This window comes from Streptomyces sp. NPDC051172 (assembly GCF_040682555.1).
Lineage (GTDB): Bacteria > Actinomycetota > Actinomycetes > Streptomycetales > Streptomycetaceae > Streptomyces.
Genome location: NZ_JBFBBE010000133.1, coordinates 1 through 23,033 on the forward strand (window position 1 = coordinate 1; position 23,033 = coordinate 23,033).

A 23,033-nucleotide genomic window follows, 5' to 3' on the forward strand; every position below is an offset into this window, starting at 1 on the left:
CAACCCGCCACCGAACGCGTCACCTACACCCTCCAGCTCCACCCACTCACACCACGACCGCAGTCATCCTGAAACGATCAAGGAAGCGACGTTGCGCCGTGGGCGGTGAGCCACAGATAGATGTCGTTGGGCTGGACGTCGTCGGAAGCCGGCAGCAGGTCCTCGATGACCTTGCTGACGACGCCCATGGTGTCGAAGCCGCCGGCGGCGTCCGCATCGGCGCTGCGTTGGCCGAAGACGGTGGCGAAGTCCTGGGCGAACTGGGCATAGGGATCCCGGGAGTCCGGGGTGGGGGCATTCGTCGACTCGTAGAAGAGCGTCATGTACGGGTAGGCGCGCGCCGTCTGGCCGGGATGCAACTGGAAGTCGATCGGGGAACTCTCGGTGATCATCGGGATGGTCGTGCCTTCCGGGGGCTGGCACTGACCGCCCGCACCCTGCATCGCATTGAGGAGGCTGGGCAGCACTCCGGATCGGGCGAGGTAGACCACGATCCCGTGCGTCGCGGCAACCTTGTTGCAGACCTCGCTCGCGATGTCCTCCGGCGTGGTCGCGCCGGGCTTCTCGCTGTACTTGATCTCGTCAATACCGCCGTGCCGGCGGTAGGCGGCGACGAACAGGTTCTTGAGGTCCGTGCTGAAGGCCGTGTCGGTCGGGTCGTACACGACCACGGCGTGCGGTGCGGGGCTGGTGAGTTGGCGGATGGTGGGAGAACGGTGGATGAAGTCGGCGAGGACCTGCGCGACGCGCCCGTCGGGTGCCGAGATCTGGAAGTACCGCTGCGGCGAGTCGGGGCCGACCATGGCGCTGCCGGATACACCGTTGGCGATGACCGGGATGCCGGCCTGGTCGAGTTCCCGGACCGCGTCCAGCGACTCAGTACGGCTCTGGGTGATGCCGATGACCGCGGCGATGTGGTCCTGCCGCTGACGACTAATGATCATCTGTGCGACGTCCGGGTCCTTCGGCGCTGCGGCCCTGCGTGCGCCGTACTGGAAGTACTGACCGGTGTTGGCGATGAGCAGGCGGATGGGCATCTTGTTCTGGCGGACCCCGGAGTTGAGCCTGTGCTGCTGGGCGATCGCGCCGCGCAGGATCTGCAGGCCGACGGGCGGGTCGTCGTAGACGCCGTTCTGCAGACTCAGGGGAGCGAGGAAGACGAGGGTGCGGTAACGCCCGTCCGGAATCCGGGCGTTCTCCGTCGCGACCTGGTGCTCCAGGGCCTTCAGTTCCCTTCCGCGGTCCCCCTGTACGGCCAGATCACATTGACTGCCGTCGGTGATGCCCACACGCTCACCGGTGCTGACCTCGACGCATGAGGCGGACGCGGGGGGAGCAGTGGGCCACAGGTAGCGCGGAGCCAGGAGGATGCCCGCCGTTGCCGCGGCCATGAGGGGCAGAGCGGCGGGACGCAACCAGTCGAGGGGATGGTCCCGGCGGGCCATGACGCCCCAATGGGTGTCGATCTTCGCCTTGGCCGTGCCCTCGGTGTCGTCCTCGGCCGGCAGCGTGATGAGCCGCACCGGCTCGTCACTGCCCTCATTGAGGAACGTGAAGACCTTGTCGGCAATGCCATTGGGCCGGTCGGCGTCGGCACCCAGCGGCGCGGCGTAGTCCGGAGGCGGACCGGCGCAGGCGGCCAGGATGAGCAGCGGCTTGGACGGATGGTCGCCGGCGAGCTCCTCGAACGTGCCGAGGAAGGCGCGGCCCGGGCCGTCCGTGTCGTCGATCTCCGGAAGGAGGACGACGAAGGACCACCGGCGCCGTGCCCACAGATGACTCAGCCAGGTCCTTCCCCGGGTCGCTTTCCGCAGATCGGTGAGCAGCGCGCGCAAGAGGATTCGCCGAACTCGCGGATCCTCCCTGTCCAGCTCGCCGCCCTGGCAGAAGGCGAGCGCGGCGTCCAGGAAGCAGCTCGCGTTCGCTTCGTCCGCGACCCAGCGCAGACCCCAGTGCTGCAGGGAGAACCGGTAGCAGAGCTTGGGAAAGCCGACGATCAGTGCTGCCACGAGCCCCTGCAGCCAGCCGGTCAGGAAATGCTGACCCAAGAAGTCCGCGAGGCGAGCGCAGGCACGCAGCGTTTTCCGCCGTCTGAGGAGCGCTGCGTACAGGTCATCGAGGATCGGCTGCTGCTGGGCCTGGAAGTCGCCCGCGCCGCGCTCAGCGTCCAGTACGGCCCGGCACGTGTGAAAGGCCGGCAACCGCAGCCTCCCCGAGGGCATGGTGAGCTGGAACCGCAGTGCGACTCGGTCGATCGCGGCAAGGAAGCCACCGCCCAGTTCCGCGTCGTCGACGACGGCGTGCGGGACCTGGAAGTGGGGGGTGCCCCGCCGTCGCGACAGCCGGTGCTCATATTCCCGGACCATGAAGGCCGGTGCCCGGACATCACCGCCGTCCTGCCTGGTGAGAATCAAGGCAGGCACCTTCTCGGCACGGGACCGCGTGGCCGCGAAAGTGTCGAGCTGACGTATGAGGCGGTCCGACCACCGGGGGTAGCGCGGGGCCGAGTCCGTGGGCGTTGGGGTGTTGGGCACGCAGTTCCTCCGTCGGGGAAGCAGGGAGGTCAACATGCCATGAAAGACAGTTGTGAAAATGCGCTTTATCCGTCACTGACGTCTAATGAGTGATTCAGGCCGTTCTGAGACGACGGATGCCAGATCCTCGCGGCTCGCGACCTGGGCGAAGGTGAGGTCGGGGACGGCGACAGCAGGAGTGTGGGCTCCCCAACGACGCGGGTGGTGGCCTCGGCGGCGTTTCCCAAAGGGTGTCTGGCGATCCGGGTGCGGGATGTGCACCACCTCGAACACTCCCCCTGCTGCACCGGCCTTTGAGTTCTGCCAGCGATGAGCAGCCAGGCGGTCGACGTCGAAGCAGCCCGCCGAACTACAGCCGTCGGCCTCGGCATGCCGGCGTGATCACGGAGCCCAAACGATTGGCGCAATCGTTTGGGTAGAGCATACTGGCCATCCGGCACACGTCCGGACTGCAGCAACGGGGAGGCTTGATGAGGCGGTTGGGCAGGCGCGAACCGACGCCGGTTCTCCGTGAGTTCGTCGCGGCGCTGCAGAAGGGCGGCGAGACGGCGGAGCTGACCGGGCGTCAGGGCAACGCGGAGCTGGCCGCGGAACGGTACGGCGAACTGGTCGCGCAGGCGGAACGCGTTCTGGGACCGCGTAACCCCGACACCTTGGCGTTGCGGCACCAACTGGCCCACTGGACCGGTGAGTCGGGCCGGACAGAAGCTGCGGTCCAGCTGTTCGTCCGGCTGTTGGCCGACCGGGAGCGGATCCAGGGGCCCCGCCATCCGGACACCGAACTGGCCCGGCACCAACTCGCGCACTGGCACGGCCGGTCGGGCCGGCCGCAGGAGGCCGTGCGCCGCTATGAGGCCATGCGCCGGTCCGCCGAGCGGGAGAACCGCACCGAGACCGCCCTCACCCTCCTGTGCGAGGTGGGGTACTGGCAGCAGAAGAGCGGGGACAACGCGGCGGCGCTGCGTGCGTTCTCCCAGATGCTGCAGACCGCGCAACAGGAGCTCGGCCCGGGCCACCAGTTGGCCGGCATCGCCCGTCAGCGCTACGCCGAGGTCGCCGGCGTACTGCCGTTCGGCAATGAGGGCGGCCGCGAAGGGTTGCGGGACTTCTTCGCGACGGCCGCCGCGGTCGAGGCCGCCGGAGACTTCCCGCGCGCCTGCCGGATGTACGGGGAGATAGCCGCACGGTTCGAGGAACTCGACGGTCCGGCCGGCTCCGAGACCCTCTCCGCGCACGTCGCGCAGGCCAAAGCGGCGGTGCGGGCGCAGGACTACGCGACGGCCGTCGGCTGTTTCGACAGGGTGCTCTCGTGCATGGAACTCCAGGGCCAGCTGCCGGGCTCGTCGATGTACGACATTGTGCGCGGGCAGCGCGACGAACTCGCCCGTGCGGCCGGCCGCACGGTCCTGCGCATCACGGAACGGGCCGCGGCGCTGCTGGGGGAGGAAGTACAGGCGGCACCGGACACGGCATGCGCGGTGCTGGCACGCGAGGCCGGCGCAACCGACACGACCCGCCTCACGGTGGTCGACGACGGCATGGACGACCCGGTACGGCGCGCTTGGACGGTGGCGCAGTGGGGCGATGTGCTGCGGGATCTGGTGGGGCAGGGATATGAGGCGACGGCCCTGTGCTTCGCCCGTGGCGACCGGCGGCCGACGCCCGAAGAGGCCTCCGTGTGCGCGGAGTTGGGGCTGCCGGGTGTCTACGTGTCCCGTCTGAGCGACGAGCACGTGGAGATCGAGGTGTACGTCTTCGGGGAGGGCGAGCCGGACAAGGCACGGTTCGTCGTGGTGAAGGACGAGCAGGACCAGCGGCTCACGACGAGTGACCTGGACGCGCGAACGGAGACGTCCGCGGTGACCGCGGGCGAGGGCAGGATCGCGGTGCACCCTCAGGCCGTGGCCCTGGGGGGCTGGCGGGAGATGGAGCGGGCGCGGCCCGCGGCCGGTACGGACCGGCCGCAGGCCTTCGGCTCGTACGAGGTGCTGGAGTGTGTCGGCGAGGGCGGCTTCGGGCGGGTCTACCTGTGCCAGGACACCGACGGGCTGATGGTCGCGGTCAAGACGCTGCACGCTCACCTCGCGGCGGCTCCCCCGATCAAACAGGGCTTCGCCCACGAGGTGCGGGCGGCCCAGCGGGTCGACGGACGGTTCACCGTGCCGGTGATCGCCGCGGACACCGACGGTGCGACCCCGTGGATGGCGGTGCCGTACGTGGCCGCCCCTTCGCTGCAGGAACTCGTCGAGCACTGCGGCCGGCTGGAGGCCGAGCTGACGCGCACGCTGGGAGCGGGCATCGCCCTCGCCCTGAGCGCCATCCACACCGAGGGCATCGTGCACCTCGATCTCAAGCCGGCCAACGTACTGCTGACCGAGGACGGCCCACGCGTCATCGACTTCGGTATCGCCCAGATCGAACGGCTCACCGAGCTACGGCGTGGCTTCGCCGGCACCTACGCCTACGCCTCCCCCGAGCAACTGCGCGAGCAGCCCACCTTCACACCCGCCAGCGATGTCTTCTCCCTGGGCACCGTCCTTGCCCGCCTCGCCCTGGGGCGCAGCCCCTGGGGCCGGGACACGCCGTCCGTGGTCGCGAACATCCGGGCCGGAACACCCGATCTCGCCGGGCTGCCGAAGGACCCCGCGCAGGTGGTCCGGTCATGCCTTCACCCCGATCCCGACCAGCGGCCGACGGCCGCCGACGTGGCCGAGGCACTGGTTCCCGGAGCCGGTGACGGCAGGATCGGTCCGCCGCCGCTGTCGAAACAGGCGCGGGCTCTCATCACGAAGCACGTCTGAGCGCCGGCCAGTCGCCGGGCTCCCGCAAGTACGGTCGCGGCGGTTGCGGATTCACTCCGCGCGCTCGACCGTCCGCCGAAGGCCACCCGAACCCGCACGGTCGCGCAGGTACGTGCGCTGAGCGGCGTGAAGGGCCGCGGGACCAGGATCTGCTCCGCAGACTCCACCCGGACGACATCAGCGCCGTCCAGGCTCCACTTCGTAAGCGGTCTGCGCCCGTTCCTGTCGTGGGACGGCACGTAGCGCCAGGGGGCTGCGCCCGTCGAGACCGCAGTTCCTGTCCGCTCGTCGCCACCGGGCGATGAGCGCGTCGGTGCACCGAAGAGCCGCCGACGACGGTGACGCCGCAGATCGGTCGATGCGCCTGCGGGCGACGCTCTCAGCCGAGTGCGGGCCCGATGGGAGCGCCGCTGGAAGCACGGGTGACGAGCCCGGGGCGCAGGTGCTGGGAGGTGGCGGGTTCACCGGCGATGCGGCGCAGGAGTTGGCGTACCGCCGCGCGGCCGAGTTCGGCCATGGGTGAGTGGACGCTGGTCAACGGTATGGGCAGTTCGGCGGCGAGGGGGGTGTCGTTGAAGCCGACCAGGGCGAAGTCGCTGCCCGGGCGCAGGCCCAGGTCGCGGGCGGCGCCCATGGCGCCCAGGGCGGCGAGGTCGTTGACCGCGAAGAGCGCCGTGGGCCTGTCGGCAAGGGAGAGCAGGTCCATCGCCGCCTGGCGTCCACCGGTGATGTCGAAGGTGCAGTGACGCACCCGGTGATCGGACACCGGCAGGCCGGCCTCACCGTAGCGTTCCAGGAAACCTGCCGCGCGGTCGGTCCCGGTGCTGGCGAACGGTTCCCCGGCGATCACCGCGACCCTGCGGTGTCCGAGACCCAGCAGGTGTTCGGCGGCCATCCGCCCGCCCAGGAAGTCGTCACAGGTCACCGCGGGATGATCACCGTCCGTGCGGCGGTTGACCAGTACGAACGGGACGCCTCGCAGCGCGGGGTCGGCGAGCGCAGCGCCATCGAGATGCGCGTCACCGATGATCAGCCCGTCCACCCGGCGTCCCAGCACCATCGCGATCCGCTCCCGCTGCACGGCCGGATCGTCGCGCGTATTGGTCACGAAGACCGACAGCCCGTGTGCGGCCGCCTCCTCCTCGACACCCTCGTAGATGGTGGCCACCACGATCTCCGACAGACGCGGGAAGAGCACACCCACCAGGTTGCTGCGCCGGGTGCGCAGACTGGTGGCGTGCGGATTGGGCCGGTAGCCCAGTTCCCGGGCCAGCGACCTGATGCGCTGCGCCGTCTCCCCGGACGCCGCCCGTCCCTGCACGTCCGCCTTGCCGTTGAGGACCCGCGACACCGTCGAGACGTGCAGCCCCAGCCGTTCGGCTATCCCCTGCAACGTGACCGGCCCGTCCGTACCCGCCCTGGTGCCACCCATCTCATCCACAGCCCCATTGTGGCCGAGTCCGCCGCGGCCCCTGACATGCGCGGACGCATACTGGATCCCTCTGCAAGGGCTGAGCCGCCGGATGGCTTACGGGACCTGGCCGCCCAGAGCTCCGCGACGACTCGACCGCCGATGGGGAAACGCGACTCGATCGCTGCTGCAGGACAACGCCGGCGAGGTCGTCTGCGGGATCGATGTACGACGAGTTGGCGGAGGTGGCCGTGCCACGTCCGCCGCGGTGACCATCACCACGAGCAGCAGGCCGAGCGTGTCGACCACGACCTGCCGCTTGCGACCGTTGATCAGCTTGCCGCCGTCGAAGCCCCGGCTGTCGGATCCGACCACCGCGTCCGCCTTGACCGACTGGGAGGCGATGACGCCCGCACGCGGCTCCGGATCCCACCCCGCCTGCTCGCGCACTCCGCGGCGGAGCCGGTGGTGGAACTCCGGGACCGGACCACCGGACCGTGAGCCTCCCGCTGGCCGCCCCGGCCCCGCAGCCCGGCCCGCCACCGGCAGCAGCGGCCTGACCACCGCCCACTCGGCGCCCGACAAGTCGGTGGGGTGGCGGCGTTGACGCGCCCCGTGGTCGCCGGCGTTCCCGAACCTGTGCGCCAGGCAGTCGCACGCGAGAGCGACCGATGTGGAGCCCGCTCCTACCATGCCGTAGAACCGCGGCAGCAGGGCCTCCTGGACAGTTTGTTGGCGTAGACACCCTTCGAGCTGCCAAGACGCCCTTTTCTTGTGCACGGCAGTTGCCACGATCACCCCATCGGGGCCCCGTCGTGGTCCTCAAGACGGGCACGACGACAGCCAGTCAGGCAACGACGCGGGCCGGCACCGGGCCTGCATTCCTCCGGCTATCTGCCGTCCGCTGCCCTGGAGCCGGCCTCCGGCTGATCCTGGCCCGCCGCGGCCACAGGTTCGCGCCTGGCAGCGCCCCGTGCCGTGACCGGCTCCGGGTGCTCCCATGCCTCGGGCAGCAGCAGCACGGCCAGATTCGCCGCCGCCACGAGCACCGCACCTGCCAGCAGTGGTGCCGAGGTGCCGAGGAGGGTGGCAACCGGAACGGCCACGGCCAGGCCCAACGGGCGGGCGGCAAACGAGATCAGCGCGTCGAAGGAGCCCACCCGCCCGAGCACCTCCTGCGGGATGCGGCGCTGGATGGCGGTCTCCCACAGCGGGCTGAGCACTCCTAGACCGAACATGGCCAGGAAGTACGCAGACGCCGCCCAGGGCAGCGCCAGTTCCAGCCCGAAGGCCGCCAGCGGCAGCGCGAAGACGGCCGCGCCCACGGCAACGCCGACCAGCGGGCGGCGCACCGGCAGCCGTCCTGCTGCAAAAGCGCCGACCAGCATGCCGACGGTCCCCAGCTGGGCCACCAGGACCCACGCGCCGTCACCGCCCATGCTCCGGACAGCGATCAGCGGTCCCAGGGTGAGCAGGAAGCCGGCCGCCAGATGCCATACTCCATGGCCCAGCACATTGGTGAGGAACCAGCGGTGGCGCCGGGTCTCGGTCCAGCCTTCGCGCAACTGCGCCCGGAACCCCGCGTGGCTGCCGTCGGCCGGCCTGGTGGCCCGGCGGGTGTGCAGGCCGCCCAGGGTGGTCGCAGAGCCGATGAAGAGCGCGCCGGTCAGTAGCGAGGACCAGCCGGCGCCGAGCATCAGCATCATGCCGCCCGCTGTAGCAGGGCCGGCGGTCTGGGCCAGGCCGGTGGCGACGTCCAACCGCGAGTTCAGCCGCAGCCGCTGGTCGGCGTCGACGGTCGCGGCGACCAGGGTGCGGACCGCTGGGGTGCCGAAGGCGACCGCGGCGCCGGTGACCGCGGCGAGCCCAGCGAGGTCGGGCACCCGGACCAGGCCGCAGAGCAGCTCCGCGCCGATCGCGGTCTGCGCCGCGCCCCTGAGTAGATCGGCAGCGAGCACGACCCGCTGTGGCGGGAAGCGGTCCGCCAGCACGCCGGCGACCGGCAGCAGCACCAGCATGGGCAGCAGTTCGCATGCCAGCACCAAGCCCAGATCCCCTGCCGAACCCGTCGAGCCTTTGGCGTGTCCTCGAAGCAGCGCGAGCGTGAGCGTGGTGGGTATCAGCGCGGTGGCCAGCGCCGCGCAGGTACGGCCGACCAGCAGTCGGCGCATGGGTTGCGTCATACGCGCATAGTATTTCGCCAGCTAATCATTAGGCAACGAAATATAAGTTGGCGTAGCATACTGGGGGCATGGACACCGCGAGTCAGGGCCGGGACCAGCCCACAGAAGGGGACGACTCCGTCGACGTGCACCTTGCACGCTGGCACGGCAAGGCCCCGTTCGACGCGCGGGTGGAGGGGATCATCACCCGCATTCAGCTCCTGGCCAAGCATGTCGGCCAAGCCAAAGACCGCGCCCTGGCCGAGGTTGGCCTGCAGGAGTTCGAGTTCGCCACGCTGCACCGGCTCGCCGCGCGCGAGGCCCCGGGGCGGGCCACCCCCTCCGAGCTGGCGGCTGAACTCATGCTCTCCCCCGCCGGCATGACAGGCCGCCTGGACACCCTGGAACAGTCGGGGCTGGTGCGGCGTGTGCGCAGCAGTCAGGACCGACGCCGGGTGGACGTGGAGCTCACCGAGGCGGGGCGCATCCGCTGGCTGGCCGCGATGGAGCTGCGCGGGCAGGCGGAGGACTCGATGGTCGCCCCGCTCGACGCGGCAGAGCAGGACGCTCTCAGCACCCTGCTCAAGCGGATGCTGATCCAGGCGGAGGCGGACAGCCGCCACCGGTGAACCCCGAGTCGATGCTTCGGAGTGCTGGGGAAGACATTCGTAGTCGCGTGCGTCGCGGCAGGCCGGCCCTCGATCGGCTTCGGCCCGGCTCGGGCAGCAACGGCTCGGCCAACCACACCGAAAGTCACGTGATCCACAGCTTCTGTCAGGACCTCTGAGTCGCGAACGGAAGCAGCGAGCCCAGCCGGCCTTGACCCTCGAACGCGGTGTGGAGTGCGAGCAGTACGCCCGCCGAGCCGGTGGCGAGGTCCGTGGAGAGGCGGAGCAGACCCCGGCCGGGGAAGCGGAGGCCGTCCTTTGCGCGGATCGCGTGCCAGGAGAGTCTGCGGATCGAGCCGAGCGCCTCGGGTCCGGGCGGCGTGTCCTGCTCCGGCGCGTCCAGCAGGCTCAGCACCGCGATATGTCCGGCGCGGCCCCGGAACAGGCCTGGTTCCCGGACGAAGTCGGATGCACAGACGGGGCGGACGGCCCTCGTGAATGCGGTGAGGGCGGGATCGTCGGCACGGGCCAGGTACTCCCGCGCCACCAGGGCCATCCCGCCGCTGCCCCCTTCCAGATAGGCGAGGTGGCGGTGGCCGTACCGGGCCTGGGCCGTTCCGTCCGGCATGGTGACGCAGTGCCCGAGGTCGAGTTCGATGGCAGCGCGGGCTGCGGTCAGGTACCGCCGGTCCCCGGTGACTCCGTGCAGCCTGAGCTGGAGCAGGGCGGAGCCGCTGAAGCCCTCCAGGAGCCCCCCGGTGGACGGGAAGAGCAGCCCCTGCGCCACTCCGTCGCGCCGCAGTGTGTCGAGCCGTAGCGCAATCCGAGTGGCCTCGTCCAACAGCGTGCTGTCACCGGTGAGTTCCGCGAAGTGGCAGAGGGCGAGCCCTACGCCTGCCTGTCCGCCGTACAGGCCGGACCGCACCGGCGGACCAGCCGTCCGGGCGACGGACAGGATTTCCAACGCCGCTTCCCTACGGCCGAGTTCGGCCAGCACCGCAGCGGCGCCGTACGGTCCGTCGTACAGCCCGCAGCCCGCTTGGGAACCGGCGAGTCGCGCGGAGCGTACGAGCCAGTCGGTGTACGACACGGGGACCGTGGCGCCCACCCGGTGGAGGGCGAGCAGGACTCCGGCCGCGCCGTGGGCGAGGGTGTGGCCGCCGTTGTCGAAGACGGTCCAGTGTGCCGGGAACAGCCGGTCGGCGCGGTCCGGGGTCGCGTCCTCGTGAATCCCGGTGACCAGCGCGTCGCGCACGGCGGGCCAGTCGAACGGCTCGGAGTCGAAGAGGTCGACTGACGCGGGGACCGAGGCAGGGGCTGCGCTCGCGGTGCGCCCACGGCTGGTGTCCGGTCGGCGGGGGCCGTCGGTGAGTGACAGCCCGAAGCGGTCGCGTGCGACTGCCTCCAGCTGTGCGGCCTTCGCGGAATCGAGGTCGGTCACCTCCAGCATCGGCATGAGCGTGAACAGCCAGGTCGCCCACAGGCCGTACTGGTCGGCCTCGGTGCCCGTCGCCCCGGCCGGAGCGGCGAAACCGGCGGGGCCGACCCGGGGAAGGCTCCGCTCGTCGGGACGTGTGGCGTACTCGAACCCGACCAGGACCACGGAGTCGTCGGGGCGCACGATGATGTTGCGGGGGTGCACGTCCCGGAAGCAGACGCCCCGTTCGTGCAGGGAGTCCAGAGCCGAGGACAGACCGCCGATCACGCGTGAGGCCCACTCCGCGTATGCGCGGAATGCCGCCTCGGACGTGTCCCGGCCCGGGACCGGATACCGGCCGATCACCGCCTGCAGGAGCGTCGGACCCCCGACGTGCTCCTGGACGAGGAAGTGGTGCTCCCAGACTGTGTGCAGCCCGTGCAGGCGGGGCACGCAGTCAAGTCCCCGGAGTTCCATGAGGATCCGGTACTCGCGGTGCAGCCGCTCCACCGCATCGCTGCCCGTGCCGTCCAGGCCGCTGAACGGCCGCGCCTCCCGCAGGACCACCCGGCGGCCGGTGTCGCGATGTCCGGCGAGGTAGACGCCTCCCGCGTTGGAGAAGCGAAGGGCCTCGTGGACCACGTACGGGAAGGCGTCGTCGCGCGCGGCCCGCCGGGCGGCCAGGTGCGGCTCCAGCACCGGCGGCGGCGTCACCCAGCCCGGCACATGAAAGACCGGACCCCGGACATCGGGGACGAGAGCGCCGGACGGGTCCACCAGGGCCGGGACCGGTCTGCCGTCCGCGCCGGGACAGCGCCGTCCGACGAACGAGCCGTAGCGAACGTGGAGGGGCCCCCGGCCGATCCGGAGGTCGCTGAGGATGTACGGGCCCGGGAGCCCGTCGAGGGCGCCGACCAGTTCGCCGAGGATCTCCGCCAGGTGCAGGTCGTCCCGCGTGTGGACGGTGATGAACTTTCCGCTGCCGCCCCGGGGCGCGTTCTTCCCCGACATCGTGGTCAACGCCCGTTCGCTGCGGAGGAACTTGAACGGCACGCCACCGGCCAGGCAGAGTGCGGCCGTCCGATCCAGCGCCTGTGCCGCCGTTCGTGGCGTCGCCGACACGTGGATCTTCCAGCCCTGCCCTGCAGGTGGCGCGTCGTCGGGGGTCAGTACGGTCCACAGTCCCGAGAGGGAGCGCCGCCATCCCGGCGGAATCGCCCCGTGGACCAGCGGGTACCGCGAGGCGTCGTCGTGAAGTCGGCTCGGCGTCTCGTAGTGGAGGGGGTCGGCGACGCCGTAGACCAGTGCCTCGCGGGCGTCCGCCACGATGGTTCCTCCACTCAGGACGTGCACTTCACTCAGGACGTGTACTTACTGACGGCGAGACCGGGGCACAGCGCCCGGAGGTCACTCCTCGTTCGCGGAACTGACGTTGCTCAGGCAGGTCCAGAAACCGGACTGGTCGTCCGACTTTCCGAGGCTCTGGAGGTCCAGGATCGAGTGCGCCTCGACCTCCGGGGACTCCTCGAAGGGCTGCTTCAACGACTCGGTGCTCTGCGTCATGACGATCTCCCTTGTGTCGAACGGTGGTTGGCTTCCTGCCGCAGCGACGCTAGGCGGTGTCGGCCTGTCATCGGTTCGCCGCGGGCATGGAAACGGCACATGGGCGGATCTGCCTCACCCGGCCAAACGCTGATCTGCGGACAGCTCCGCGAGCACACTGACCAGCGCCGACCGTGAACTCACGTCCAGCTTGCGGAAGATGCGCGTCAGATGCGCCTCGACGGTCTTCGGCGACAGGAACAGCGTCGAGGCGATGTCACGATTGGACAGGCCCCGGGACACCAACTGCGAAATACGGCGCTCCTGCTCGGACAGGGTCTCGTGAGCCGGAAAATGGCCTGCGGAGCGCGGGCGGCGGGCGCCGATCTGGCGCTGGGCGTTGCCGGCCAGCGCGCTCAGATGACCTGCTCCGTGTGCGTCGGCGATCTGCTTGGCCTGGCCGACCGCGGCCGCGGCCTCGTCCAGCCGCCCGGAGGCGACCAGGGCCCGGCCGAGCAGGACCCGCGCCCGGCTCTCGGCGAGAACCAGACGGCTGGTGGCGAAGAACTCGGCGGCCTCGGTGAAGAGTTCGGCCGCGACGCCCGGGTCGTCGATGCGGACGCAGGCCATGGCGAGGGCCGCGTACCCCGACTGCCCCGGCAGCGAGACAGCCTCCGCCGCCTCGGCGGCCTGCCGTGCACGGCCGAGGGCTGCCGCGGTGTGGCCGCGCGCCATCTCGGCCTGCGCCGCCGTACAGAACCACATGGCCCTCAAGGTGTGGGTCGTCTCGGAGCGGTCGATGCCGGTGATGGTCCGGATCAGTTCGATGCAGTCGTCGGGCCGCCCCTGGTCGAGCCGGACCGAGGCCAGCACGGCCGCCGACAGCTCCCACAGCCGGCCTCGGTGCTCGGCCGGACGCAGGGCGCGTTCGGCCGTGTCGGCTGCTGCCGCGGGTCCCTCCCGCAGCGCGGTGGCTGCGGCGCGCAGTGTCAGGGCGTATCCGATGAGGTCAGGCCGGTCGATCAGATGGGCCGTCTCCTCGGCGTCGGCCGCCGACTCGACCGCGCCCGCCAGGTCGCCGGTGCCCTGCCGCGCGTAGGACTGGCAGAGCAGCAGGTACGGCATCATGTAGCTCTGCCCGGTGCGCCGGGCGACGCGGATGCCGCTGGTCATGTGCCGCACGGCGTCGGAGTGGCGCTCGGCGAGGACCTCGGCCCAGCCGAGCTGGCCCACCTCGTCGAGGAAGGTGGCCAGTTCGCCCAGCCTGTCGATCGCCGAGGCCGCCTCGGACACATATGCCGTCATCGGGCCCGTCCGCCCGCTGTACGCGGCTCCCAGGGCGCGGCAGGCCGCCACCGAGGTGAGAATCCTGCTGTCGACCGGCGGGGCGGTGAGGGCGAGAACGGTGTCGAGATGGCCGGCCGCCTCCTCGAAGGCTCCCTGTGCCATGCCCACGGTGGCGAGTTGGAGGCGTAGCGGATTGACCTTCGCCTCGGTCTTCGGCCAGCGGGCCAGTTCGTCCTTGAGTGCGAGCTTGGCTGCCTTGGTGCTGCCGAGGATCCGCTCGATCACCGACCGGAGCGCCACGACCGGGATGCGCTGATCGCGACGGTCCCCCGGGACGAGGTCCAGAGCCTCGGACAGGGCCTCACGGCAGGATACGAGGTCGCCTGTGGTACCGCAGGTGCGGGCCAGGCCGAGCAGCATCTCCAGCCGCTGCCGGGCTGCTTCGCCCGTGGGGTTCTGGGGGGACAGCCGGAGAGCGGTGCGGAGCCAGGTGGCGGCTGCGGCGGGTGCGGATCGGGTGGTGAGGGAGGCCGCCTCGGTGAGGACGCGGACGGCTTCGAGGTCGCCCGCCTGTGCCGAGCGGGCGACGAAGGGCGCTCGCTCGACGGCACCCGCCCCGCTTGCGCGCAGTGCCTCGTCTGCCCGCGCGTTGGCGCTGAGGAACCAGCCCGGCGGTGTCTCCCGGGAGACGATCTCCCGCAACAACGGGTGCCTGAACTGCAGCAGTTGACGTACCTCGTGGCGTGGGCCGCTCTGTCCGCAGGAGCGGATGAGGTCCATGCCCGCGAGTACGTCGAGGGCTTCCAGCGCGGGTCCGTGGCCGAGTCCGGAGACCTGACCCAGCATCATCGGGTCGAAGGGATCCCCCAGGACGGCCGCGGCGCGCAGCGCGGAGAGTTCGTCCCCGGTCAGTGAAGCGATCTCGCGGGCCAGCGCCGCCCGTAAGGTGTCCGGCAGATCGGTGGGGCTGCCGTCCGGGTCGGCGCCGTCCAGGGTGAGTTCGGTGAGCACTTCGAGGTAGAGCGGATTGCCGCCGCTGACCACGCAGAGCCGGTCGCGACGGGCCGGCGGGTGGGTGGCACCGAGCAGACTGAGGCACCCCTGCCGGTCCAGCGCCGACAGTGGCAGTCGTTCGACGCGGTAGTCCGCGACGGCGTATCGGAAGGACGCCCGCAGTCGGGCCGCCGCCTGCCGGGGTCTGAGCCCGCAGGCCAGGAGCAGCGGGGTGCCGGGCGGCTGCCGGAGCAGGTAGTGGAGCAGTTCCAGGGATCCCTCGTCGGCCCAGTGCAGATCGTCGAGACAGAGCAGGATGCCGCGGTCCTGGCCGACCACCGTCAGCAGTCGGCCGAGCGCGTGGTGCAGCCGGGACCGGTCCATCTCGGCGAACCCGTGGCGTCCGGACCGGGAGCCCCGTGGCAGCACCAGTTCCAGCAGCGCCGCAGTCTCCTCGTCGAGCGGACCGTGCCTGGACTCCTGGAGACGGCCGAAGCAGCTCCGGATGGGACTGGCGAACACCCCGAAGGAGCGCTGCTGTTCGAACTCCGAAGCGCGGCCCGACAGGACCGTCAGCCCTTCGGCCTCCGCCAGCTCGCCCAGTTCGGACAGCAGTCTCGTCTTGCCGAGTCCTGGATCGCCGGTGATCTCCACGACGGTGGAGACACCGTTCGTGCAGGCCGTGACGGCGGACCGCAGGACGGCCAGCTCGGTCTCCCGGCCCACCAGTGGCCCCGAGAATGTCCGGTGGACCGTCGTCTGTGTCTGCCGCGTGCTCTGCTCAGTCATGGGCCTCCTCGCTTCTGGACGGCGTGCACCGGATCCGTGAGGCGAGCCCGGTCTCCCTCCGGCCAGAACCGATTTTTGTGCAGAACGGGACCGACGGCGTCCGTGAAACTACGCAGGCCCCACCGAACCTCGCTACGTAGCCCGTACTCGCATTGCGTCGCCCTGCCTATCCGAGCAGGCTGACCAGCTCGCTCAGCAGCCGCGACGCCTCCGCGCGGCGACGCGACGGCAGTCCCGAGTGCGCCTCCTCCGCGGCGGCTTGCTGCCGTACGACGAACCGCAGTGCGGTGGCGGCCTGCCGGGCGAACAGGGAGAGCAGGTCGAGTTCGGGCAGACTGGAGCGGGTCTGCTCGGCGGGGTCGAGCACCTCCAGGACGCCCAGGACTCGGCCGTCGTGGATCAGCGGGGCCGCCATGAGCGCGTTCGGCACGTACTCGGTGGACTCGGCCAGGGTTCGGTCGAAGGAGGAGTGGGCGGTGAGATCGTCGACCACCATCGGCTCGCCGGAGAACGCCACCCAGCCGGCGATGCCCCGGCCGGCCGGGAACCGGCGGCCGATCAGGAACTCCTCGCCCTGACCGGACACGGCCTGGAAGACCAGTTCCCCGGCTTCCTCGTCCAGCAGGAAGACAGAGCTGGCCTGGGCACCGAAGATCGCCCGGGCGACGTCGACGACGGACTGGAGCAGTTCGGACGCCAGCGGGTCACGGGACGCGGCGGCGGGTTGCGGGTCGAGGGACACAGCGACACCTTCCCTGGGGGACGGACATGAGGTAAGCGGGGGAATGGACACGGCAAGCAGCCGCGAGGTCAGGGCGGTCCGCCCTCGGTGGCATCGGTACCGTGTTCACGGACGTTGGCGGCGGACGCGTAGAGCGCGCTCTTCAGCTGGAAGGGCGTCATCCGTGGACTCGCCGACAGAGCCCGGGCGCACAGCCCGGTGATGTAGGGCGTGGCGAAGCTGTTGCCGGTGGTGCGGATGGTGGTGCCGCCCAGCCAGCCGACCTCGATGTTCTGGCCTGGTGCGAAGAACTCCACCGGAGGGCGCGGGTTGTACAGATGCAGACCGGGGTCGTCCTCGCCGTGGCTGCCCACCGAGATCACCGAGGCGAACCGCCAGGGAAAGCTCTCCACCGGCGAGTTGTGCGCGGCGGCGACGATGACCGATCCGTTGAAGTACGCCTCGTCGGTCAGCGCGTGCAGATCCTCGGCGAAGCGGGGCCTGGTCGTCGACAGGCTCATGTTGATCAGGTCGAAGCCCTGGCGTACGGCCCAGCGCAGCCCTTCGAGGAGGATGTCCCCGGTGCCGGAGAACCGTTCCCCCAGTACCCGCACGCTGTGCAGTTCGCAGTCCGGCGCGACCTTGCGGACGATGCTCGCGCACGCCGTGCCGTGGCCGCAGGGATCGCCGGGCTCGGTCTGTTCGACTCTCAGCCCGTCCTCGTCCTTCACGACCACCCATGAACTGTCCACCGGTCCGATGTGGGGATGGCCGCCCTCGATACCGGAGTCCACCACGCACACCCGTACGCCGTGACCGGTGGCCTCCTCCAGGGCCGCGGGCGGCGGGGGCCGATCGGCCGCGACCGGGATGTCGTCGGGGCGTCTGCCCAGGAAGCCCCAGGTCAGGCCCTGGGGCGGTGCTGTCGTCATCGTCACTCATTTCCGTTCTCGGGGAGGAGTGCCCGGGCCCACCGCACACCGGGCAGATGCCCCTTGGCGGCGAAGACCGCCCGGGCCTTCGCGGCGGCCCGTCCGGCGTGCTCGGACAGGCCGAGCAGAGCGAGCGCGTGGGCCCGGTCAAGCAGAGCGCCGCCGCGGACGACGGGCGAGTCGGTCTGTCCTGCGGCACGGACCGCGCGGGCGGTCAGCCGCAGGGATTCCTCGTGCCGTCCCTCGGCAGCCGCGACCCTGCCCAGCAGACCGTTCAGCTCGACCGCCTCGGCGTGCGGATACGCATCCTCACCGTCGATCCGCGCGAGGACGCGGGCCGCCGCCGACGCCTCCCCGCAGTCCAGGTGCAGCCGGGCCGACTCCAGGGCCACGCTGTCCCGCAGCGCCGAGATGCCCAGCTGCGCCGCCACCTCGGTCGCCGTGTCCAACAGGGCACGGGCACGGGCGGTTTCCCCCGCCAGCACTTCCACCGTCGCGCCGAACAACGGGAGGACGACCCGTGTCTCGGCGTAGCCCAGTTCAGCGGCCTGCCGCGCCGCTTCGGCCAGACACGCGCGGGCGTCGGTCCATCGGTCCTGGAGCGCCGACAGCACGGCCAGCGGGCAGTTGAGGGTGATCCGTACGGCCCGACGTCCGCCGCCGTGCTCGTCGAGCAGCGCGCGGCAGCGCGTCGAGGCCGCCGGGACGGGCAGCGGACCGCGCCAGAGCGAGATGCCGATCGCGCCCAGGGCGGCGGCCCGTTCCGGCTCGCCGTCAGCGCGTACCGTGTGCGCCAGTCCTCTGGTGAGCCACACGTCGGCATCACCGTGCCGGCCCTGGGACTGGTCGCGCTGGGCGAGCCGCAGACAGGCGCGGGCCTGGCCCAACTCGTCCCCTGCTCGCTCGAACACCGCCAGCACGGCCGCCGCCGCCTCGGCGGGCGCCTCCTCCTCGGGTGCCACGGAGGCCAGCGCGAGCCGGGCGTGCGCGGCCTCCAACGGGTCGGCCGGGGTGGCCAGTACGTCCATCAGCAGCGCCTGGGCCTCCTCGGTACGGCCGAGGGCGGCCCGTGCCTCACCGAGCCGGCGGACCGCCGCTGCCCCACCGGGTTCCCCCGGCCGGTGCAGCGCCGCCGACCGGGTCAGCAGGTCGTCGGCCCAGGGCAGGTCGGACCTGGCCAGGGCCTGCGCACCGGCCAGGCCGAGAGCCTCGGCGGCGTCCGAGCGCAACGACTCGGCGGTGTCGTCGAGTCGGCCCAGCTCGCGCCGGTAGCCGTAGGCCCGCTCCAGGTGCCCGCCGACGGCCGCCGGACCGGTGGACCGAACCGACGGCACGGCGGCGGCCTTCTCGTGCCCCTCGGCCCGGGCACGCTTGGACATGGAGGCGTACGTGACCTCCTGGACCAGTCCGCTCGTGAACCGGAACGAGGCCCGCGGCCCCGGCTCCACCAACCGCCGCCCGCTCAGCCGCAGCAGCGCCGACCGGACCTCCGCGCGGGTGCCGCAGATCCCGGTCAGCTGGTCAGCGGTGAACTCCCGCCCGATCACGGACGCCTGGTCGAGCACCCCGCGCTCACGCGGCTCCAGCGCGTCGATGCGGGCCCCGAGCAACGCCTGGACGGTCGGAGGGAGTTCGTCCTGCGATCCGGTGTCCAAAGCAGCAGCCAGCAGCTGTTCGAGGTGCAGTGGATTGCCGTCGGCCCGCTCCAGCAACCGTCTCGGTGTCGCGTCCCAGTGAGCGGTCACCTCGGTCAGCCCGGCGGCCAGCAGCGCGGACTCGTCGTACGACAGGCCCGCCAGCGCGAGCGTCGGAGACTCCGACAAGTCGCTTTGCATGTCGATGAGTTCGGGCCGGGCCAGCAGGACCACCAGGACAGCGGCCCGGTCCAGTTCCTGGACGAGCCGGTCCACCACGTCCGAGAGCAGCGGGGCGGCCCAGTGGAAGTCGTCGAGCACCAGCACCACCGGACCCGGCACGGACAGCGCGCCCAGGACGCCCACCAGGGCCGCGCAGGTCTCCGCCACGGTCGGGTTCGGGGTCCCGTCGAGGAGCAGACCGGCGGAGAGGACGCCCAGTGCCTCGGTGACGCCGTGCGGGGCGGGTGCCGCAGCCAGGACCGATGTCACCGCGTCGGCCAGCGGCCCCAGGCTTCCCTGGTCGCCGTAGGGGCGGCACCGTCCGGCGCCGCTGAGCGGTGCGCGGGAGCGCAGCCACTCGCGCAACAGGCGGGTCTTGCCGATGCCCGCCTCACCGTGCACCAGGATCCGGCGGGCCCCCCGGCCGTCCGAGACCGCCGCCAACGAGGCGTCCAGCGAGGCCAGTTCGGGGCCCCGGCCGACAAAGCGCACGTCGAACCGGCGCTCCAGCTCCGGATTGTCCTCGCGGAGCTCCAGCAGACGGTACGCGGTGACCGGTTCGGCCTTGCCTTTGAGGGTGAGTGGTCCCACGGACTCCGCGCGGACCGCTGCACCGGCCGCGCGCAGGGTGTCGGCGCCGATGAGGATCCGGCCGGGTCCGGCGTTCTGCTCCAGCCGGGCCGCCACATTGACGGTCTCGCCCGAGACGAGCGCCTGGCGCGCCGAAGCGTCCGAACCCGACACCACCTGACCGGTGTTGACACCGATTCGCACCTCGAGCCGCACCCCGAGGGCCGTGTCGAGTTCGGTGTTGAGGCCGTCGAGGGCGGTCAGCATGCCCAGCGCGGCGGCGAGCGCGCGCCGGGCGTCGTCCTCGTGCACCACGGGGACGCCGAACACCGCCATCACCGCGTCCCCGATGAACTTCTCCACCGTTCCGCCGTGGAACTCTATCTGACGTCTCATCAGGTCGAAGTAGCGCAGAGTCACCGAGCGAAGGGTCTCCGGATCGAGGCCGCCGGACAGGGCGGTGGAGCCCACCAGGTCGCAGAAGAGCACGGTGACGACCTTGCGGGACTCGGTCGCCTCGGCGGTCGACGCGTCCGCGCACGGCCCTCCGCACGAAGGGCAGAAGCGCGCCCCTGACGGCAGTGCGCGACCGCAGGGTGAACAGTTCATGGTCCAGCTCCCTCCGCGGTGGGCGTCCTCAGAACAGGGCTCCGCCGGCGAACTCACTGTGCGCCCGCACCTCGGGCTCCGCCTCGTCCAGCCGCCCCTTGATGTCCTCCAGCACGTCCAGCTCGTGCGGCGACAGGGCGCTGAGCACCTCCAGCTGCTCCTCGGTGAGCGCGTCGACGGTGAATCCCGCCGCGCGAAGCCGGTCGAGTGCGTGGTCGTCGGTCATGCCGGGCCTCCAGGGGCGGTGGCGAGATACGAGAACAGACGGGTGACCCCGTCCGCCGTACGAAGGGCACTGACCGCCAGCGCGGTCCGGTGCACGGGGGTCAGGGGCAGCGAGTCGAGAAGGTCCTCCAGGTCGGCCAGGTGGCCGCCGTCCAGCTCCGCGTGCTCGCGGACGGTACGGAATGCGGCGGCCGGCAGACCTGTGCGGGCGGCAAGCCGGTCCGCCAGCCAGAGCGCGGGAGCGTTGCCCTCCAGCACACGGATGTAGCCGAGCAGGGCGACGGGGTGATGGTGCTCGATCCAGTAGTACTGCGCGCCCACCAGCTCCGCGACGATGGATGAGGGCAGCCGGTCGGCTGTCTTCGCCGGGTCGCCGCCGGCCATGGCGAGGTCTTCGAGCAGCCAGGCGTCATGGCCGCGCTCCTCCTCGATGTGCCGCTCCAGGTACGCACTGAGCGGCTCCGCCACCGGATCGCCGGGCGCCGTCCGCGCGCACCGAACGGCCGCCCGTTCCATCAACGGCACCGAGGCGCGAACCAACGCGTGCATCTCGTACAGGTACGCGAGGTATCGGGCGTGCAGGACGGCCGCCCCGGGACGCCAGAGCTCGTCGAACGCGCCGCCCAGCGCGGGTGCGGCCAGGGCGAGCTTGACGCCCAGCTCGGTGGAGAGGGGCGTTCTGCGAGGAGGGGTCATGGGGCGCCTCCCGGTCGTCCGGGCAGGGTCACCAGGTCCGCGTACGGCGGGCAGCCGTAACGCCGGAGCAGTGCCACCGGCCCCGCCTCGGCCTGCATCCTCGCGGTCTCCCGGTCCAGCAGTTCGCCGACCGGGCCCTGGGCGTCCCGTCGCGCACCCTCCGTCACGGCGTCGTGCTCGGACAGCTCCCGGCATCCGGCGCACCAGCCGGGGCCGCCCGCCGAGGGGACGTACCGGTCGCGCAGGTGGTCCGGGCCGACGGTACGCACCATCCGCAGCATCGGCGAGCTCAGTGAACGGCCGCGCACGGTCGGCCAGTTGTCCTCGGCGATGTGCCCCAGGCGCAGATGCGGCGGGACGGGCCTCAGGTCCACCACACGCTGGTTGCAGCAGGCCAGCACGGTGCCGTCGAAGGCCACCACCGGCCACGCGGCCATCGCGCACGGCGACACCTGACCGGGGTCCGGGCGATGGGTGGTCGCGGTAGCCCAGGAGGCCGCGCGGCCCACCGCGCGCACCTCGTTGACCAGCATGGGCACCTGGTTCGCGAACTCCCGGCGGATGTGTGCGGTCACGTCCGCCAGATACGGGTCGTCCGGACCGCTGCCGGTGAGATGGAAGCTGACGGGCGTCCCCCCGTCCAGCACCTGATGCAGCACGCGGAAGACGCTTCGGCGCGGCACCTCCCGCTCGTGGTGGGCGTCCAGGCTCGCCGAGAAGTGGTCGACGGCGCCGATCGCCCGCAGTACCGGTCCGGGTATCCGGTCGGCGCGGGCGAAGTACATCCCGCTGAGCAGCACGCTCCGGGTGCCGGCCGTCCCGGCCTCTACCGCCAGTTCACTCACGAGCGCGGGCCGCATGAGGGGTTCGCCGCCGGACAGCAGCATCACGTCGGGCCGGTCGTCGGAGGTGAACGACCGCACGAAGTCCAGCAGTGGCCCGGCGCCGGGCTCCTCGCCCGACGACGTGGACGAGGTCGAACAGTGCGCACAGCTCAACGGGCACCGTCGGGTGAGAGTGACCAGCAGGCCCGCACAGGGGACGGGCCGCAGCCCGATGAACTCGGCCAGCTCCACGAAGCCCTCCCGCTCGCCCGGCGCACCGCCCGCGTGCGGTCGCTCAGAGGGATGCTGTCGGAGCTCGGGCCGGGAACGGCAGACGGACGGACCAGGAACGGTATATCCCCTGGCAGCCGCACTCGCGCAGCGCCGAAAGGCCCGGATCACGGACTGGAAACCCCCGCTGACCAGGTCGCATACCGCTCCCATGGCGCTCGTCGGCCGGCGCTGGACCCCGCCCGCCTAGCTTTCGTGGCGTCGGGCCGGAAGCCTCCGCCCGAATCCGAGACCGGACTCCTTGGGAGATCACCATGGCTGAGAACATCGACCCCACCACCGACGAGACCGAGGCCGCCGAGGTCGAGGCGCACGGCGTCCCGGGCCTCCAGGGTCTCGGCAAGGACATGGACAAGTCGGAGAGCTCGTGCATCAGCACGGTCAGCTCCATCGAAGAGCGCTGACCGACCCCCGGCGCGGAATACCCCGGGAGAACACCATGACCAAGGACATCGAGCCCATCGAGGCCGCGGTACTGAACGTGCCGGACCTCCAGACCCTCGACAAGGATGTCACGGCGCACTCGACCTGCCTCAGTCTGGCCAGCGTCGTCGACCCGCGCTGACCGACCCCCGTCGCGGAACGCCCCAGGAGAACACCATGACCAAAGACATCGAGCCCATCGAGGCCGCGGTACTGAACGTGCCGGACCTCCAGACCCTCGACAAGAGTGTCACGGCACCCGAGGGGACCTGCGTCAGTCTGGCCAGCACGGTCGTCGAGGAGCGCTGACCGAGGACCCGGGGTGGGCGCGCCGAGATGCTC

Annotated in this window: 17 protein-coding genes and 1 pseudogene; 5 read left to right on the forward strand and 13 right to left on the reverse strand. The window is 71.3% G+C overall.

Annotated features, from left to right (window positions below; translation table 11 throughout):
- Nucleotides 1-77: 77 nt before the first annotated feature.
- Nucleotides 78-2,414 (reverse strand): ABC transporter substrate-binding protein, encoded by a 2,337-nt coding sequence (locus tag AB0N07_RS43020; protein ID WP_365844999.1) that lies wholly within the window; start codon nucleotides 2,412-2,414, stop codon nucleotides 78-80.
- 590 nt (nucleotides 2,415-3,004) lie between these two features.
- Between AB0N07_RS43020 and AB0N07_RS43025 the strand changes: the two genes are divergently transcribed.
- Nucleotides 3,005-5,335 carry a protein kinase gene (locus AB0N07_RS43025; RefSeq protein ID WP_365845001.1) on the forward strand — a complete coding sequence of 777 codons (2,331 nt, stop codon included), beginning with the start codon at nucleotides 3,005-3,007 and terminating at the stop codon, nucleotides 5,333-5,335.
- 379 nt (nucleotides 5,336-5,714) lie between these two features.
- On the opposite strand, the gene AB0N07_RS43030 is transcribed toward AB0N07_RS43025, so the two are convergent.
- From AB0N07_RS43030 to AB0N07_RS43040, 3 genes and pseudogenes are all read right to left on the reverse strand, one after another.
- Nucleotides 5,715-6,767 carry a LacI family DNA-binding transcriptional regulator gene (locus AB0N07_RS43030; protein ID WP_365845031.1) on the reverse strand — a complete coding sequence of 351 codons (1,053 nt, stop codon included), beginning with the start codon at nucleotides 6,765-6,767 and terminating at the stop codon, nucleotides 5,715-5,717.
- A gap of 234 nt (nucleotides 6,768-7,001) precedes the next feature.
- Nucleotides 7,002-7,166 (reverse strand): annotated as a pseudogene (locus AB0N07_RS43035) (transposase); the annotation flags it as partial.
- Nucleotides 7,167-7,636: 470 nt separating this feature from the next.
- Nucleotides 7,637-8,929 carry an MFS transporter gene (locus AB0N07_RS43040; protein ID WP_365845003.1) on the reverse strand — a complete coding sequence of 431 codons (1,293 nt, stop codon included), beginning with the start codon at nucleotides 8,927-8,929 and terminating at the stop codon, nucleotides 7,637-7,639.
- A gap of 68 nt (nucleotides 8,930-8,997) precedes the next feature.
- Between AB0N07_RS43040 and AB0N07_RS43045 the strand changes: the two genes are divergently transcribed.
- Entirely contained in the window at nucleotides 8,998-9,537 is a 540-nt protein-coding gene (locus AB0N07_RS43045; protein WP_365845005.1) for a MarR family transcriptional regulator, read from the forward strand.
- Between the two features lie 145 nt (nucleotides 9,538-9,682).
- Here the strand turns inward: AB0N07_RS43045 and lanKC are convergent, their stop codons facing one another.
- The 9 genes from lanKC to AB0N07_RS43090 all read right to left on the reverse strand — a co-directional run bounded on the left by lanKC (nucleotide 9,683) and on the right by AB0N07_RS43090 (nucleotide 22,229).
- Nucleotides 9,683-12,259: a class III lanthionine synthetase LanKC gene (gene lanKC / locus AB0N07_RS43050; RefSeq protein WP_365845007.1), complete on the reverse strand. Its 2,577-nt coding sequence runs from the start codon at nucleotides 12,257-12,259 to the stop codon at nucleotides 9,683-9,685.
- An 81-nt stretch (nucleotides 12,260-12,340) separates the two neighbouring features.
- Nucleotides 12,341-12,496: a hypothetical protein gene (locus AB0N07_RS43055; RefSeq protein ID WP_365845009.1), complete on the reverse strand. Its 156-nt coding sequence runs from the start codon at nucleotides 12,494-12,496 to the stop codon at nucleotides 12,341-12,343.
- 114 nt (nucleotides 12,497-12,610) lie between these two features.
- Nucleotides 12,611-15,544 carry an AAA family ATPase gene (locus tag AB0N07_RS43060; protein ID WP_365845011.1) on the reverse strand — a complete coding sequence of 978 codons (2,934 nt, stop codon included), beginning with the start codon at nucleotides 15,542-15,544 and terminating at the stop codon, nucleotides 12,611-12,613.
- 166 nt (nucleotides 15,545-15,710) lie between these two features.
- Nucleotides 15,711-16,286: a GAF domain-containing protein gene (locus AB0N07_RS43065; RefSeq protein WP_365845013.1), complete on the reverse strand. Its 576-nt coding sequence runs from the start codon at nucleotides 16,284-16,286 to the stop codon at nucleotides 15,711-15,713.
- 68 nt (nucleotides 16,287-16,354) lie between these two features.
- On the reverse strand, nucleotides 16,355-17,197 hold the full coding sequence (locus AB0N07_RS43070; protein ID WP_365845015.1) for a S8 family serine peptidase: 843 nt from the start codon (nucleotides 17,195-17,197) through the stop codon (nucleotides 16,355-16,357).
- A 2-nt stretch (nucleotides 17,198-17,199) separates the two neighbouring features.
- Entirely contained in the window at nucleotides 17,200-20,232 is a 3,033-nt protein-coding gene (locus tag AB0N07_RS43075) for an adenylate/guanylate cyclase domain-containing protein (protein WP_365845017.1), read from the reverse strand.
- Between the two features lie 28 nt (nucleotides 20,233-20,260).
- Nucleotides 20,261-20,458 (reverse strand): aroma-sacti cluster domain-containing protein, encoded by a 198-nt coding sequence (locus AB0N07_RS43080; RefSeq protein WP_365845019.1) that lies wholly within the window; start codon nucleotides 20,456-20,458, stop codon nucleotides 20,261-20,263.
- Nucleotides 20,455-21,153, reverse strand: a complete 699-nt coding sequence (locus AB0N07_RS43085; RefSeq protein WP_365845021.1) for an iron-containing redox enzyme family protein — start codon at nucleotides 21,151-21,153, stop codon at nucleotides 20,455-20,457. The genes AB0N07_RS43080 and AB0N07_RS43085 overlap by 4 nt, the downstream gene beginning before the upstream one ends.
- Complete coding sequence (locus AB0N07_RS43090) at nucleotides 21,150-22,229, reverse strand: radical SAM protein (RefSeq protein WP_365845023.1); 1,080 nt, start codon at nucleotides 22,227-22,229, stop codon at nucleotides 21,150-21,152. The genes AB0N07_RS43085 and AB0N07_RS43090 overlap by 4 nt, the downstream gene beginning before the upstream one ends.
- A 293-nt stretch (nucleotides 22,230-22,522) precedes the next feature.
- Between AB0N07_RS43090 and AB0N07_RS43095 the strand changes: the two genes are divergently transcribed.
- From AB0N07_RS43095 to AB0N07_RS43105, 3 genes are read left to right on the forward strand one after another with little or no spacing between them, the layout of a single operon-like run.
- The gene (locus AB0N07_RS43095) at nucleotides 22,523-22,672 is read left to right on the forward strand and encodes a hypothetical protein (RefSeq protein ID WP_365845025.1); all 150 of its coding nucleotides are present in this window, start codon (nucleotides 22,523-22,525) and stop codon (nucleotides 22,670-22,672) included.
- Nucleotides 22,673-22,707: 35 nt separating this feature from the next.
- Nucleotides 22,708-22,833: a hypothetical protein gene (locus tag AB0N07_RS43100; RefSeq protein WP_365845027.1), complete on the forward strand. Its 126-nt coding sequence runs from the start codon at nucleotides 22,708-22,710 to the stop codon at nucleotides 22,831-22,833.
- 35 nt (nucleotides 22,834-22,868) lie between these two features.
- Nucleotides 22,869-23,000 (forward strand): hypothetical protein, encoded by a 132-nt coding sequence (locus AB0N07_RS43105; RefSeq protein ID WP_365845029.1) that lies wholly within the window; start codon nucleotides 22,869-22,871, stop codon nucleotides 22,998-23,000.
- Nucleotides 23,001-23,033 lie beyond the last annotated feature (33 nt).